The sequence below is a fragment of the Cysteiniphilum sp. genome (assembly GCF_057495195.1).
Genome location: NZ_JBXTEF010000066.1, coordinates 22677 through 38220 on the forward strand (window position 1 = coordinate 22677; position 15544 = coordinate 38220).

Genomic DNA, 15544 nt, shown 5'->3' on the forward strand with positions numbered 1-15544 from the left:
GCGCTATACAATCAAAGTGGGCAGATTTTGGCAAATTATGCACTTATTACTTGAATTTAAGTAAATTTTAAAAAAACAATTCCAGAGTACCACCTTAACTAAAACTAAGGACGATCATCATCCAAGCGTTGTGGCGGCAATAGCGATTCGCGCTTTAAGCCAAACAACACCGCTAATACACCAGCGACATAAATCGATGAATAGGTACCAACGATCACACCTAAGATAAGGGCTAATGAGAACTCATGCAATGACGGACCACCAAAGAAATACAGCACAACTACGACCAATAAAGTTAACCCTGAGGTCATAATCGTACGCGATAAGGTATCATTAACTGAACGGTTAACCACCTCAATAACTGAGGCCTTACGCATCTTACGGAAGTTTTCACGCACCCGGTCATAAATAACCACCGTATCATTTAATGAATAACCAATTACCGCTAATACTGCAGCTAATGTTGTTAAAGTGAACTCTAACTGGAATGCCGCAAAAACACCTAGAATAATAATCGGGTCATGAATAAGCGCGATACCTGCACTTATTGCAAACTTCATCTCAAAACGAAAAGCGATATAACCAACGATACAGATCATCGCTACTAATAATGCTAATAAACCATTGGTTGCAAGCTCTTTACCCACTTGTGGTCCAATGTAGTTTAAGCTAGTGACTTGTGCTTGAGAACCTAAGCTTTTCTCAATTTTCACTTTAAGTAATTGCTGCGCTGATTGACCATCTTGATTAATCACTGCCTGATTGTTTTCATTTTTTTGAATCGGCAGCTTAATCATCAAGCTATCACTTGAACCAAAAGTCGTTACTTGCGCAGTAGGGAAGCCATCATCTGCCAATACTTTTGCCACTTCTTGGGTTGATGGCGCTTTATCATAATTAACTTGGATCTGATAACCACCGGTGAAATCCAAGCCCATATTTAAGCCGCGAGTAACTAAAAATACAATAGATAAACCAATCAATAGGATTGAAACAATCGCAGTCCATTTACGGATTCCCATAAAGTCGATATTGGTTTTACGTTTAAAAAACTCCATGCGACACCCCTATATTCCGATTGATAATTTTTTAAGATTGCGACGTGAACCATACACAAGGTTCGTCATCGCCCGCGAGACAGTTACCGCCGTAAACATCGATGTCAGAATACCGATAATCAATGTCACCGCAAAGCCCTTAACGGCACCCGTACCAATCGCAAAGAGGATAATTGCCACAATTAAAGTTGTGACGTTTGAGTCAACAATCGTACCAAAGGCACGCTCATAGCCTGCCGAGATCGCACTTTGCACCGGCATACCATTTCTCAGCTCTTCACGTATCCGCTCAAACACCAATACATTGCCATCAATTGACATCCCCAAGTTCAAAACAATACCTGCAATACCTGGCAATGTCAGTGTAGCGCCTGGAATAATTGACATGATTGCAACAATTAATACTAAGTTTAGGATGAGTGCAACGTTGGCGATCATACCAAACAGATGATAGTAAATTGCCATAAATAACACAACAAGGATCAATGCGACAACAATAGATAACATGCCTTGCTCGATATTTTGCTTACCAAGCGTTGGACCAATTTGTTGCTCTTGGGCAATATGTACAGGCACTTGTAATGCACCTGAACGAATCATTAATGCCAAGTTATTGGCTTCACGTTGATCAAGACCCGTGATTTGGAAATTAGCCCCTAATACGGTTTGAATCGTTGCGGCATTAACAAGCTTTTCAGTCTTTTCAATCTTATTGACTTCTTTACCGTCAACTATTTCTTTTTTATAGGTCGTGTTAACAAGCATCACTCCCATCAGATCACCGACATGCTTGCCTGTGACTTCTCTGAAATGACCTGCTGCATCTGAGCTTAACTGTACGGCAACGATTGGTTGACCACTTTGATGATCCACGCCAGGAGAGGCATTGACAATCGCACTACCACTGACAACTGAATTACCATTTAGTTGATAGTAATATGTCTGACCATTTGTAGTTAATGGGTAGACTTTAATACCCTGCTCTTCAACTTTCAAACGATCGGTGACAGGTGTTACGATATAAAAGCTTGCGGTTGATGTACCACCTAAAATTTGTTTGGCACGCGCGGCATCTTGCAAACCAGGCAACTCAATAATCACACGTGAATCACCAGAGGCAGCAACAGAAGCTTCGGCAACACCTAATGCGTTAATACGATTACGCATTACTGTCACCACTTGCGAGATCGCTTCTTGCTTGGTTTGTGTTAATAATTGCGCATTGAAAGTCACCAACAATGTTTTGTCTTTCAACGCACTATAAACTAACTGATTATTTTGCGTCTTACTATAGTCTGTTTTAATAAAAGCAATTGCTTTGTCTAAATCCGCCTTATTGGCAAAGGTTAACGCAACATAGCCAATACTGCTATAAGTCGCAGGCACTGGCAATGCTTTTGTGATTTCAGTTTTTTGCGATGCTTTTAGTTGTGACTCAGGTGTCACACCTAATTTTTTAATGCCTTCTGCTAAACTTTCTAAGGTATTATCCAAGCGTGCATTAATCGCAGACTGAGTATCAGCTTCAAGCACCAAATACATCCCACCTCGCAAATCCAAACCTAGATTCATTGGCTCAGCACCTAGTGCTAATAACCAATTAGGCGTGTTTCCTGCCATATTGAGCGCGATAATATAGTCACTGCCAATGGTTTTTTGCAAAGCCGTACGTGCTGCAATTTGATCCTGTGCGTCCGAAAATCTTACTTGAATCACTGTATTTGATTCTTGATGCAATGATTTATACGCGATCTTTTGCTCATTTAATGTGTCTTTAATTTGCGTTACAAGGGCTGAGTTCACCGTACCATCTTTGGGAGAGATTTGTAATGACGGCGTTTCACCAAATAAATTGGGCAACGCATAGATAATCGACAAAATCGCAATTACTAGAATAGTAATATATTTCCACAAAGGATACTTGTTAACCGCAGCTTTTTGTCTGGGATGAAGCATAATCCTAATACCTTAGTTTGAGTTGGTCATATACTCATTGCAATATCATTTACAATGGGCATATAGCAATGTAGTCAAAATTAATTGGTTTTAACAGCACCTTTTGGTAAGACACCAGAAACCGCACTTTTTTGTACTTTAATAATAACGTTTTCAGCAATTTCAATTTCAGTATAGTTCTCACCAATCTTAGCGATCTTGCCGATAATGCCACCATTTGTCATGACTTCATCACCTTTAGTCAGCTCTGAGATCATCTTGCGTTGTTCTTTATTACGCTTCATTTGCGGACGAATAAGTAAGAAATAAAAAATGGCAAAATACGCCACCAACATTAAAATTGAGCTCATTGCTGAGCCACCAGCTGCTGCACCTTCAGCAAAAGCATTTGAGCTTAACAACAATAGCGATGATAGTGCTACTAATAACTTATTCATTACTTATCTCCTGTTGAGGTATATTATCACACCGCGCGTAAAATAATTATCAAACGGTATACTATTTAAAAATCTGGGATAATGTACATGACAGGTGGTATTTTGACAACTGTTGTCTGCTGCAAATCCCTATATGAACGATATTTGTATGGAGGGGAATTCGTTTTGGGTAATTCATGTTGGGTAATTCATGTTGGGTAATTTGTGTTGGGTAATTCATGTTGGGTAATTTGTGTTGGGTAATTTGTGTTGGGTAACTCGTTTTGGGTAACTCGTTTTGGGTAATTCGTTTTGGGTAATTCGTTTTGGGTAATTTGTGTTGGGTAATTCGTGAATTACCCCTACGATTATCGTATTGAAGGGTTACAATAACACATACAGGCCACCCCATGTATTGGCGATTCATGCATTGCCCATATCGGTTTTATATCAAATGTTTGCGATAACAAATACACGAACAATTCGCATATCGACATGTAGGGACAATTCACGAATTGTCCAGCACGAATCGCCCTCTCACAAATTGCCTCCCTCACGCATCTCCCTAAAGGTTTCGAGGATGCAAAGAATCCAACTCCCACCGTAATGGGTTATTGTTTATGTATTCATATATTCGCAGATAATCATCCTCATCACGAATAACATGTTCATAATAATTGCGTTGCCACAATTTTTGCCCTGCCATATACCGAATAAGATTGATTTGCTTTGATGTCTGCATTTTGAATCGTCCAATGATTTTAGGCAATAGCATATTACGTCGTTGCTTCACGGTCATCTGTGGGGGTGATTCATGAATTACCCCTACGGTTTTGGTGATAACCACAATCCCATGGAAATGGTTTGGCATAACAACAAATGCTCCACACTTTACATTTGACCATATAGCTTCAATTCTTAACCATTCATCTTGGACAATATTACCCATTTCATTCAATACCATTTCACCATTGATCACATGCCCAAACAAACATGCTTTATCCTGCGTGCAAATCGTGACAAAATACATCCCAGCCTGAGAATAATCATACTCACTTAAACGAATTGAATGGCGATTTTGCTTTCTGCTGCTCATAGCTGTTTCCAACTTAGATATTTAAAGGAGATGTAACATTAAGATAATTGTAGCTCACATCTCAAATAATGCATGCAAGTGATAATTACAGATTCAATGGTTTTTGTAGAGGTAATTCATACAGGGGTAATTCATGTTGGGCAATTCATACTGGGCGATTCATGAATCGCCCCTACGGGTTTCATGTCAAATGTTTGCGATAACGTATATATGAACGATTCTTATATGGAATCAATTCGTGTGAAGGTAATTGATATCAAATGATTGCAATAACAAGATATACGAACAATTCGCATATGGACATGTAGGGACAATTCACGAATTGTCCAATACGAATCGCCCAAAACAAATTATCCTCTTATGAATTTCCCTCTAACGAATCGCCCTTTTTATATATAAATCATGACATCATATTTTTCAAAACGGTCTGCAAAATGCCACCATTTTTCAAATAATCAACATCAACATCAGCATCTAGACGTGCCAACGCTTCAAAGATGGTTTTGTGACCATTGGTGTGCACTGCTTCAACGATGACATTCTCACGCGGCTTCACATTATCCAAGCCTTTAATATTAAAGGTTTCTGTACCATCTAAACCAAGAGATTTAGCATTCTGACCATTAACATACTGCAAAGGTAACACACCCATACCAACCAAGTTCGAGCGGTGAATACGCTCATAACTTTCAGCAATCACCGCTTTAACACCTAATAGGAAAGTCCCTTTAGCCGCCCAGTCACGTGATGAACCTGTACCATATTCTTTGCCTGCCAATACAACTAATGGCGTATTTGATGCCTTATATTTCATCGCCGCATCAAACACATATTCAATTGAACCATCTGGATGATATTTGGTGACACCCCCTTCCGTGCCAGGGGCTAATAAATTGCGAATACGAATATTCGCAAAGGTACCACGCATCATCACTTCATGATTACCACGACGTGAACCATATGAGTTAAAGTCTTTTTTCTCAACGCCATGTGCTTTCAAATATTGTCCTGCCGGATACTCCTCTGGAATAGAGCCCGCAGGAGAGATATGATCTGTTGTTACCGAGTCACCTAGCATCAATAATGTGCGCGCACCAACGATATCTAGCGACTCCTTACCTGAATCTGCAAAGTTCTCAAAGAAATTAGGACATTGAATATACGTTGATTTCTCATCAAACTTATACAGCTCACCCGTAGGTGCCGATAGTTTCTGCCAATCTTTTGTGCCATCTAAAACAGTTGCATAGGACTTCTCAAACATCTCTGCATTAATCACTCGAGATTGTAATTCAGCAATATCGTGACAACTTGGCCATATGTCTTTCAAATAAACATCTTGCCCATGCTGGTCTTTACCAATAAGATCATTCTCTGGGTCAAAATCAACCGTTCCGGCAATCGCATACGCCACGACATGGATAGGAGATGCTAGGTAATTTGCTTTCACATCAGGGTTAATACGCCCTTCAAAGTTGCGATTTCCTGAGCCCACTGATGCAACCACTAAATCACCTTTGTTGATCGCATCAATAATTGGCTGATCCAATGGACCTGAATTACCAATACACGTTGTACAACCATATCCAACAACATCAAACTTCAGTTGCTCTAAATACTTTAATAAACCTGATTTCTCAAGGTATTGCGTCACAACTTGCGAGCCAGGGGCTAATGATGTTTTAACATAAGGCTTAACGGTTAAACCTTTTTCAACTGCCTTTTTCGCTAATAATCCTGCGCCTAATAAAACAGATGGGTTAGATGTATTTGTACATGAAGTAATTGCAGCGATCGCAACATCTCCATGCTTTAATTCACAGTCCATACCTTCGATTTTAACCGCAGTTTTAGTTTGCTCTTCTGTCAACCCAAAGCCATGCAAACCTGCTTCATGTGTTAAACATTTTTTAAAGCTTGCTTTTAAGTCATGCATAGGCACACGATCTTGTGGACGTTTAGGACCTGCTAATGTCGAATCCACTGTTGACATATCAAGCTCAATTACCGCTGTGTACTCTGGCTCTTCTGCTGGGTTATGACGGAATAAATATTGCTCCTCATAAACTTTCTTCGCCAGATCAACATACTCATCACGATTACTGTTTTTAAAGAAAGCTAAAGTTACATCATCTACTGGGAAGAAGCCCATTGTCGCACCATACTCTGGCGCCATGTTGGCAATAGTTGCACGATCAGGAAGGGATAAGTGATTTAAACCTTCTCCAAAGTATTCAACAAACTTACCAACCACCCCATGCTTACGAAGCAGTTCAGTAATTGTTAATACCAAATCAGTGGCTGTAACGCCCTCACGTAGTTCACCTGTTAGCTTCACACCAACAACATCAGGCAACACCATATAATATGGCTGACCGAGCATAACCGCTTCAGCTTCAATACCGCCTACACCCCAGCCCATTACACCAACGCCATTAATCATGGTTGTGTGTGAATCTGTACCGACAAGTGTATCAGGATAGGCGACTTTCTCGCCATTTTGATCTTTAACCAAAATGCCTTTTGCTAAATACTCTAAGTTCACCTGATGAATAATACCCATGCCAGGAGGTACAACAACGAAATCATCAAATGCTTTTTGCCCCCATTTCAATAGTGAATAACGCTCGCCATTGCGCTCAAATTCTTTAGCTACATTTTTCTCAAGTGCATCTTTCGTACCGTAATAATCTACTTGTACCGAATGATCAATAACCATTGCTGTATCAACCAATGGATTAATTTTTTGTGGATCGCCTCCGGCATCTTTAATCGCTTGGCGCATAGCAGCCAAATCAACAACCGCGGGGACTCCTGTGAAATCTTGCATTACCACACGCGCTGGCATATGTGGAATCTCAGGGCGCACCTGAGCTTTAGCATCCCAGTTAAGCACATTTTCAACATCAGACACTTTGACTTTGTAGTCATCAATATTACGCAATTGGTTCTCAACCAATACACGAATAGAATACGGCAAACGCGTAATATCTTTGCCGGTTTCAGCTGCTAACTTTTGCAAGCTATAGGCGGTATACTGTTGACCTTTATCGTCAATCAAAACCTTTGTTGAACGTTTTAAATCCGTCATGAGGATAGCTCCTTCTTTACTGTTTTTTCTGTCTATTGAGGCTTATTTCGGCGCTCATATTAGCCCAATTAACTGCTTTTGTACAGCGTGATGCAAGCCCCATGACAATAATCATCCATACTTAATAAAGAAGATTAATGACTACATTTTTCATCTTCTCATGTTATACTTTTATATAACGCAAAAACCAGGAGCATATAAATGTCATCACTATCACTCAGACAATCAGGCGGGGCTAATATCGTAAGCATTCCCAAAAAGATACTTCAAATGCTCAACCTTCATACCGGAGATAAGTTAGATATTCATATTGAAGATAGTAAAATAATTTTAACGCCAAGAATAGAAGAATTAAGCTTAGAACAAATGCTTGCTGATAGTCCAAAATCAAGTTTTAAACTTTTAGATGAAGATAGCGAGTGGATGCACGACAAACCTAAAGGAAAAGAGATTTGAAAAAATATATTCCAAATCAAGGCGACATTATCTGGCTTGACTTTGATCCAAGCGCTGGGCGCGAAATAATAAGGCGTAGACCAGCTCTAGTGCTTACAAAAGCCGTTTTCAATGAACATACTGGGTTTGCCTTTGTTGCCCCAGTAACAAGTACTCAACGTGAAAATAAATTTGAAGTTATACTCCCTAATAAGTGCAAAACCAAAGGTAGTGTAATAACCTTTCAAATACGATCCATGGACTTCAACTCACGAAATGCAGAGAAGATAGAATCATGCCCCAAAGCTTACCTTGAACAAGTTTTAAAAATATCAAAAGTCATTTTGTCATAACACATCCATCAGATGCCCCACAAATACATAAATTCAGCTATATTTGAGTCTATATCAAATATCGTAGCGATTGGCTTAGGTGGAAAATATCATGCAAATAACCAATAAACAATACCATAAACTACTTAAGAAAGCACTAAAGCCTGAATACCTTGTATCATGCATTACAATTATCATGTTGTTTCGCCTTAGCCAGCACCTAGCAGAGCAAAAAGACAAAACAGCTGCACTTGATCTTGTCGAGTACTATTACATCTACGCAAGTATTACCTTGGCAATTTTAAGCTTATTTCTTATCTTTGTGATTGCTTACTATATTTACTTCAAAATTACGCGATTTATCCGTGAAACACGTAAGGTGATTTTGGGTTATAGTGATTATGAGACGACGCTCAAACAAGGGTATTTTTTCAAACAACACCTTAAGTTAAATCAATTGGTTAAGGATGTATTAAGGCGTCAAAAAAGCGATATGTTAACGATGCTGCATGACTTACGAACACCTTACACACGACTATCATTTAAACTTGAGCTTGATTACAACGCTGCTTATAACGCTGTCAAAGAAGATATCAACGAGATAAAAGTGATCACAGGACATTCCTTAGCAAAGCTTAAAGAAAACCAATTACTCACTGAACAAAAAGAGCCAATTGAAATAAGAGGTTTTATCGAACAATTATTTATAGATTATAGGCGCATCCTTATACAAGATAACAAAGAACTTACTCTAAACTTAGCACTTAAGATTGATCAAAGAATCTATGTCATGATCAAACCTTTTAAACTAAAACGTGTGCTCTATAATCTGCTAAACAATGCCATTGAGTATGCTAATACCAATATCCACTTATCGGTTGAGATCACAGAACAACAAGTTCGTATTACCATAGCAGATGACGGCATCATACAGCAAAATTTAGATTTAAATGCGATGAAGCAGCTTTTTTGGCATCATTCAAAAAATGGTCATGGTATCGGACTCTATTCAGTAGCAAAAATACTGACTGAGCATCAAAGTGAGCTTCAATTCACACAAACTCATCATGGCAAAAGCTTTTATTTTGAGCTTAAACCCATTTGAAATATCTCCCAAACTCCACTATAACTTAGAACATTGCAATAACATGGATTAATCACAAATGGAACGTATTTTAATTGTTGAAGACGATGATTCGCTGGCACAAATGATTGCGCGCTATCTTGAGCGGATGAATTATGAAGTCACCATAAAATCAACCGCCATGGACGCATTAACTGCCGTTGAGGAAACACCCTTTGACTGTCTGTTACTTGATATTAATCTGGGTAGCGACAATGGCATTCAACTTTGTCAAAAAATACGCCAAATCTATGATATGCCAATTATTATGATTTCAGCGATTAGCGATACTACGCAAAAGTCTTATTCATTAAACATTGGCGCGGATGATTATGTCACAAAGCCCTTTTCACTAGAGGAACTTGAAGCGCGCATTAGTGCAAATATTCACCGTTACAATCAGATGCGCAAGGTAGATCAAGTACCCGAAGCATCAAGTGTATATGATTTAGAAGATTGGTGTTTTTACCCTCAGCAATATTTACTCGAACATAAAAGTGGTGAAAAGGTTTATATTAAAAAGGTCAAAACGCAAATACTATTAATGCTCTTGCAACACGATGGTGTTGTTGAGAAAAAGCTTATTCATAAAAAATGTTATGATGAACCTTTTGATAGTTTTGATCGACGTATTGACGTGCATATCTCACAACTAAGAAAAATTCTTGGTAAAGAGATGATTGAAACCGTCCATTCAATTGGTTTCGCGCTAAATCACTAGGGTATTATGATGAAGGATAGACAACTTTTTCACCGTTATTTCTTAATCTACCTACTTTTAATTGCCGTTTATTTTATCAACCTGAGTCTTATTGATGATAAATATGCGATCACCTTACAACTAGATGATTTTTTTAATCGTACTGAAGGCATTTTATTTGCACTACCTTGGGTTATTCTTCTGCCTAGCATTTATGGGTTTATGCGCCAAAACACCCAAATGATGCAAAACATTATGCTTTTTGCAGGTCTTATTTCAATGCTATTTTACGCTGTTGTTTATGATTACTACCCACATCATAGTGTTTTATATCTTGCCATGCTTTTTAATGGCGGATTGGTTTTTGCTTTGCCACTTGCGATGATTAATACACTTCAGCGCACAGCTTACGCACTATTTTTTGTTGTTTATTTCGTTGTCTGTGATCTCTTATTTTTATACATCGATATGCATGTTTTTATCTTATATATAGCCGCTCCTGCCTTAGTTCTTGTTCTAATAGTCAACCTACTTTCTAGCAAGTGGCGGCATAAGAAGCCTCGACCAATTACTGTGATGGCTTATTTGCTTTTAGCCGATCGTAAGGCATCAGTCACTTTTCTAAGCTATACAGCAGTTTTAATCATTATTACCTTGCTTTCAGTATGTGTCACAACCTTATCACCACCAGAATGGGTACAAGCCATAAGTTATCTAATTGGCTGCATAATTATGTATTTTGTGGTTTATCGCAAACTTTCGATTAAGCCCCATTTGGTACTGCTTATAACACTACTAATCAGTGCTTACTATGAATACTTCTTTATCGCATCCGTTGTAACTTACTTGATGCTGACAATTGACTTATCCAAACATATTGGCAAGCGTGATATCCTGATCTTTGCGAGCTTTGTTTTTTATCTGGTTGTTATCTATAATACATTACTTGCTAATGTGCTTTTGGCACTTCTCACCTAACTATTCACTAACAACAGAGCACTTATAATAGTTATCATAAGGCTGACGTTTACTTACATTTGTCAGCTTAACGACATAATGCTTTTTATTCTGCAATTGCAAAGCTAATGGAGCAGATGAGTTGATACCTTGACAAAGATAATAGCCATAGCCATTACTCACTCCAACATACACATAATCTCCTTCATAATCATGTGCATATTGCCCAAAAGGCATCTGTCTAGTAAAGCTTTTAGCATTCTTATCAACAATAGCACTAAAACTATCTTTACGCATAGCTGTCCAACTATCACTATCAGGCTTGATAATTTGATTTGGAAACACTGCAATATTAGGTAGACTTTCTGATGGCTGTTGCGCATCTGTCACTACAGTGATGTTAATATCATACTTACTTGATGGGAATGGAAAGTTATCCGTCGCCCACGCACCCTGACATAAGCATATTAATATAAGACTAAATAATCGCATAGTGCCCTACTCCTTTAACCTAAGTAACATTTATATTTGCACATTACAAACGTAGGTAGGGTAAGCCGCCTGTGTATTAGTTACGATGACTTTAACATTACCCGACTTTTTCAATTGAATGGGTGCATTTTGATAGCTGCTATTCTGACATATTCTGTATCCACCATGCCCGTCTGGAAAACCGATATAAACATTATCACCTTGATAATCGTGCGCATATGTAGAGAACTTCATTTTCGAGGCACTTTTTGTGTTACCTGTAATGGAGCCGTGATAGGCATCTTTCTTGACTAATGTCCAATAATCTGTTGCTGGCGCCGGCTGATCCGTTGGCAAAATAACAAGCTGGGGCAGATCTTTAGGTGCCACACCAGCGCCTTCAAAACTAATACTGAAACCACCTATTGCTTTACTAGAATCTATTGTACCGGCGTGAGCTAATGCACACAGTCCAGAAGCAAGTAATGTCGTTGTTACTACTAATTTATTTAAAGTTTTCATATCTTGTTCCTCTTTTTGTTTGGTTAAATATGAAAGTTATTTTTTATGCTGTGAACTCACAATATCAGCGTTTGTTTTAATATGACTGCCTGTGCTGTCATGAAGTGTATTGTAAAAAAGTCTTTGTAAAGCTACTGTCGTCAAAACGTAAACAAGATGTAAATTTAGCATCTAAAACAAATGATACTCAGATTACATATTTGACACCTGAAGTAACCAATCATCATGATTTGCGGTTGTTTTAAGCGTCAACATACATCCTTGCTGTTGAAAGCCTTGGCGGTCACATAAATACTTCTGTTGATAACTATTTTTTTGCCAGAAAGAATGCTGAGTATAGGTTGAATCCGGCATAAAGTAGCTGAAATCCAAATCATTTAACGACTTAAAGTTGTCATGAAAATTCTCTTCTGGGAATCCTATTTGATTAATAATCATCACCAAATCACTTCCTGAGACTTGATAATGACAAGATAAGCCGCTATCTGATGGGCGCTCTGGATAATGTTTATTGTACATGCGCGCACCCATCCAACCAGAGCTAAGCTCAGCATAGTTAAAGCGCACTAAACCGGTCAGGTTCTGCTGTTGTTGATACATGCGACTGCATTGACATTCATATTGTTTAACCCAAAGTATCTCAATATTTTTGAACCTATCTTTTGCAATAACTCGGGCATGACTTGCCAGTGGCGCTCTATCATCCTGAAGATAGCTCGCAACCTGCGCCTCTGTGGGACATTGAAACACTGCCAAGGTTTGTGCCATCAACAACATCGGATTAGCTATAGACAAGAGGCATAATACGCTTTTTATCATGACTAACATTACCCACTTAAACACCACTAGCTTGACAGTAACTTGGATTAACACCGGTAACTGAAGGCGCTATAGATTTAGCAAATTGACAATCATTATTAAAATCATGATTAATTGACCAAACCATTGCTCCTCCATATTGCGGTTGACTTGAAAGCGATCCATAAATATCTGCCATTTCACTATAAACAGTTTGACCAGAAGCAGGCTGCCACTGACTAAATACAGTAGCCAGCCCTCCCGCAGCTTGTAATGCTGGTTCACCCATAACAAGCAAAGTCTGCGCAGGAATATTAAGTAGCTGCTGCTTTGATGTTGTTTGCTGTGTTAAATAATAAAAGCTGGCATCAATATAGCCTGGCATTTCTTCTGAGCAATATAAGCGCCCATCATCATCTTCACCGTTGCAATAATCACTCTTATACTCTATACGATTACTTTCTTTGCCAGTGTTATAATCTTGTAGAAACAACATATCAAACACCCCTGATTCTACCGCTTCCTTATAGTCTTGGTTCATAGCTGTTGTGACTAGAGATACACTATACTTATCTTCTTTATTCGTTTGATTCAGCTGAGGCGCTGCAGTTACTGTTGCCATTTGTCCACTTGCTAATGGCTTCTGCTTTATCTTAGCAATAAGTTCTTTAAGCAACGTAGGGTTTACCGCCCCCTCCAAATCAAAGTCAATACCATCTAGATGATAGTAGTTTAAGAAATACCTGATATTTTCGGCCATGTTGTCAAGATTTTTATTATCAAGGCTTATGCCACCCGTTTCTCCACCAACAGAAACCAGTATTTTCTTTAATCCATATTTGTCTTTTGCTAATTGAATATCATCCAGCATTTTCTGCAAACTCGTTTGATCAAACGTGTTATAAGAGGTATAAGCTAAAAACATATCTCCATAAAACTGAATATTTGGTCTTGCACCTGTAGTTACAGGTGTGGCATCAGATAACCCACTAGCAAAAGCAATAACGATAACGTTATACCCAGCCTGTGCTGCATCTGAGATCGTTACTTTTTGATTCCAAGGACCATAATACTGATTTAAATAACCAACCATATAGTGTGAACTTTCTTTCTTATAACTAACATCTAAGTTAATGCCATCTTTATTTGCTATAAAGTTACTTGGTGAAACGCTTGATAAATATCGATTTTTTTCTGTGATAATATTCGTTGCATCAGCATGCCAATTAAGGTTGTTGCGCGGAATATTTTGCACAGGGTAGCTGCCATTGTGATCCAATGTAATTGGTGCAATTGACGCACCTTTTTCATCCTTCAAATTAAGCGCAGCTTTAGCGCCCTTTGGCAGTCCAGATACTGTAATACTAACTTTCTCTGGTAAGATTTTCGCCAACTGATAAGTGATCTTAGCAGGTGTCGTTTTATCTGTTTTGATCGTAATATTGCGAGTCAACTGCTCTTTGCCTTCTGGCATATACTCGTAATCACCCTCGATAAATGAAGCAACATTAAATTTATAATGCACACCTTCTGCAGATGATCTAAGCCCATCAATGAAGTTTGCCTTCCAGTCTAAATCCCCTTCCTTAACAACGACATTATCCATGGTTGTAATGACATAATGTGGATGTATTTCAGGCGTTGATCCTTGTACAGTTGATGTGATTTTTAATGTTCCAGTTTCCACAGGCAGCTGTTTATACTTGATTTGAACTGATTGTGTTTGTCCGTTGCCAACTACAAAGCTTGCTGGATCCGCTGATCCTGTCGCTTCATCTAAAGACGGTACGCTAATGGTTATTTTCGCTGTAGCTTGATCGCTATTTAATGGCACTTTGACATCAAGCTTAGTATTCCATGGCTGACTATTAATCTCTGTGAGTTTATTTCCATCTTTATAAATAATAACATCAGCTAAATGACCGTCTTGGATAAAGTCTGGTTTTTCTGGCAACTCAACTGAAATGTGTGCCTGAGATACTGGCGTCACAGGACCAACATGAAAATTGCTTATATTAAACTCATTACTTGATGGCGAAAACTGCATTGTCACCGACTGGTTTGCAGGTAATGTATATGGCTCATCTGGCCACCATTTTTTCACACTCACAGACACAGTATTGTCATCTTGCGTCAATTGAGTTTTACCATCGATTCCCCAAATAGAGCTGACCTTAACAGCATGATCAACATCAAAGCTGACTGGGTTATCGTATAAATCTGTTGGTTCATCACAGTGAAATGTGACACTTCCTGTCCAGCCAGAACTAAAGGAATCTAGCACACAGTTAGCCATAGTAATTGTTGACAATGAAGTTAAAATCGCCGATGCGATGAGTTTTTTACTAAGTTTCATTATTGCTCCTTTTGGATTGTTGTAGGGATAGAAATTGCTACGGGATATTCTAAGAATCGGTATGAATGAAAAATGGTTGGAAAATGTAAAAAATAAGTAAATCGTGGCAAAACATACCGATGAATTGACTTAATTTACTGGAGTTACGCACTTTTGCTATTTCAACACCCCGCCTCGCAAGCTCGGCACCCCTCTTGCAAAGCATAGGTTTATAGGGATCTTTTCTATTCATT

The 15544-nt window shown here is 38.6% G+C and carries 15 protein-coding genes; 5 read left to right on the forward strand and 10 right to left on the reverse strand.

Features of this window, described 5'->3' with window-relative positions:
- Positions 1-104: 104 nt before the first annotated feature.
- From secF to acnA, 5 genes are all read right to left on the reverse strand, one after another.
- A complete protein-coding gene (gene secF / locus ACY10D_RS05675; RefSeq protein WP_486999799.1) occupies positions 105-1058 on the reverse strand; it encodes a protein translocase subunit SecF in 954 nt (317 codons plus the stop codon).
- 9 nt (positions 1059-1067) lie between these two features.
- Positions 1068-3014, reverse strand: coding sequence for a protein translocase subunit SecD (gene secD, locus ACY10D_RS05680; protein ID WP_486999800.1), 1947 nt, complete (start codon positions 3012-3014; stop codon positions 1068-1070).
- 80 nt (positions 3015-3094) lie between these two features.
- Positions 3095-3451 (reverse strand): preprotein translocase subunit YajC, encoded by a 357-nt coding sequence (gene yajC / locus ACY10D_RS05685; protein WP_486999801.1) that lies wholly within the window; start codon positions 3449-3451, stop codon positions 3095-3097.
- Between the two features lie 544 nt (positions 3452-3995).
- On the reverse strand, positions 3996-4526 hold the full coding sequence (locus tag ACY10D_RS05690) for a transposase (protein WP_486999802.1): 531 nt from the start codon (positions 4524-4526) through the stop codon (positions 3996-3998).
- Between the two features lie 400 nt (positions 4527-4926).
- Entirely contained in the window at positions 4927-7617 is a 2691-nt protein-coding gene (gene acnA / locus ACY10D_RS05695) for an aconitate hydratase AcnA (protein ID WP_486999803.1), read from the reverse strand.
- 201 nt (positions 7618-7818) lie between these two features.
- On the opposite strand from acnA, the gene ACY10D_RS05700 reads away from it, so the two are divergent.
- From ACY10D_RS05700 to ACY10D_RS05720, 5 genes are all read left to right on the forward strand, one after another.
- Positions 7819-8073 carry an AbrB/MazE/SpoVT family DNA-binding domain-containing protein gene (locus ACY10D_RS05700; protein WP_486999804.1) on the forward strand — a complete coding sequence of 85 codons (255 nt, stop codon included), beginning with the start codon at positions 7819-7821 and terminating at the stop codon, positions 8071-8073.
- The gene (locus ACY10D_RS05705; RefSeq protein ID WP_486999805.1) at positions 8070-8405 is read left to right on the forward strand and encodes a type II toxin-antitoxin system PemK/MazF family toxin; all 336 of its coding nucleotides are present in this window, start codon (positions 8070-8072) and stop codon (positions 8403-8405) included. Before ACY10D_RS05700 ends, ACY10D_RS05705 begins: the two co-directional genes overlap by 4 nt.
- A gap of 91 nt (positions 8406-8496) precedes the next feature.
- Positions 8497-9489 (forward strand): sensor histidine kinase, encoded by a 993-nt coding sequence (locus ACY10D_RS05710; protein ID WP_486999806.1) that lies wholly within the window; start codon positions 8497-8499, stop codon positions 9487-9489.
- A 58-nt stretch (positions 9490-9547) separates the two neighbouring features.
- Positions 9548-10228, forward strand: coding sequence for a response regulator transcription factor (locus tag ACY10D_RS05715; protein WP_486999807.1), 681 nt, complete (start codon positions 9548-9550; stop codon positions 10226-10228).
- 9 nt (positions 10229-10237) lie between these two features.
- A complete protein-coding gene (locus ACY10D_RS05720; protein WP_486999808.1) occupies positions 10238-11185 on the forward strand; it encodes a hypothetical protein in 948 nt (315 codons plus the stop codon).
- On the opposite strand, the gene ACY10D_RS05725 is transcribed toward ACY10D_RS05720, so the two are convergent.
- The 5 genes from ACY10D_RS05725 to ACY10D_RS05745 all read right to left on the reverse strand — a co-directional run.
- Positions 11186-11656, reverse strand: a complete 471-nt coding sequence (locus ACY10D_RS05725; RefSeq protein WP_486999809.1) for a hypothetical protein — start codon at positions 11654-11656, stop codon at positions 11186-11188.
- A 30-nt stretch (positions 11657-11686) separates the two neighbouring features.
- A complete protein-coding gene (locus ACY10D_RS05730; RefSeq protein ID WP_486999810.1) occupies positions 11687-12157 on the reverse strand; it encodes a hypothetical protein in 471 nt (156 codons plus the stop codon).
- A 192-nt stretch (positions 12158-12349) separates the two neighbouring features.
- The gene (locus ACY10D_RS05735; RefSeq protein ID WP_486999811.1) at positions 12350-12952 is read right to left on the reverse strand and encodes a hypothetical protein; all 603 of its coding nucleotides are present in this window, start codon (positions 12950-12952) and stop codon (positions 12350-12352) included.
- 40 nt (positions 12953-12992) lie between these two features.
- The gene (locus ACY10D_RS05740) at positions 12993-15311 is read right to left on the reverse strand and encodes a glycosyl hydrolase family 18 protein (RefSeq protein WP_486999812.1); all 2319 of its coding nucleotides are present in this window, start codon (positions 15309-15311) and stop codon (positions 12993-12995) included.
- Between the two features lie 49 nt (positions 15312-15360).
- On the reverse strand, positions 15361-15544 hold a 184-nt coding region (locus ACY10D_RS05745; protein ID WP_486999813.1), incomplete at its 5' end, for a hypothetical protein.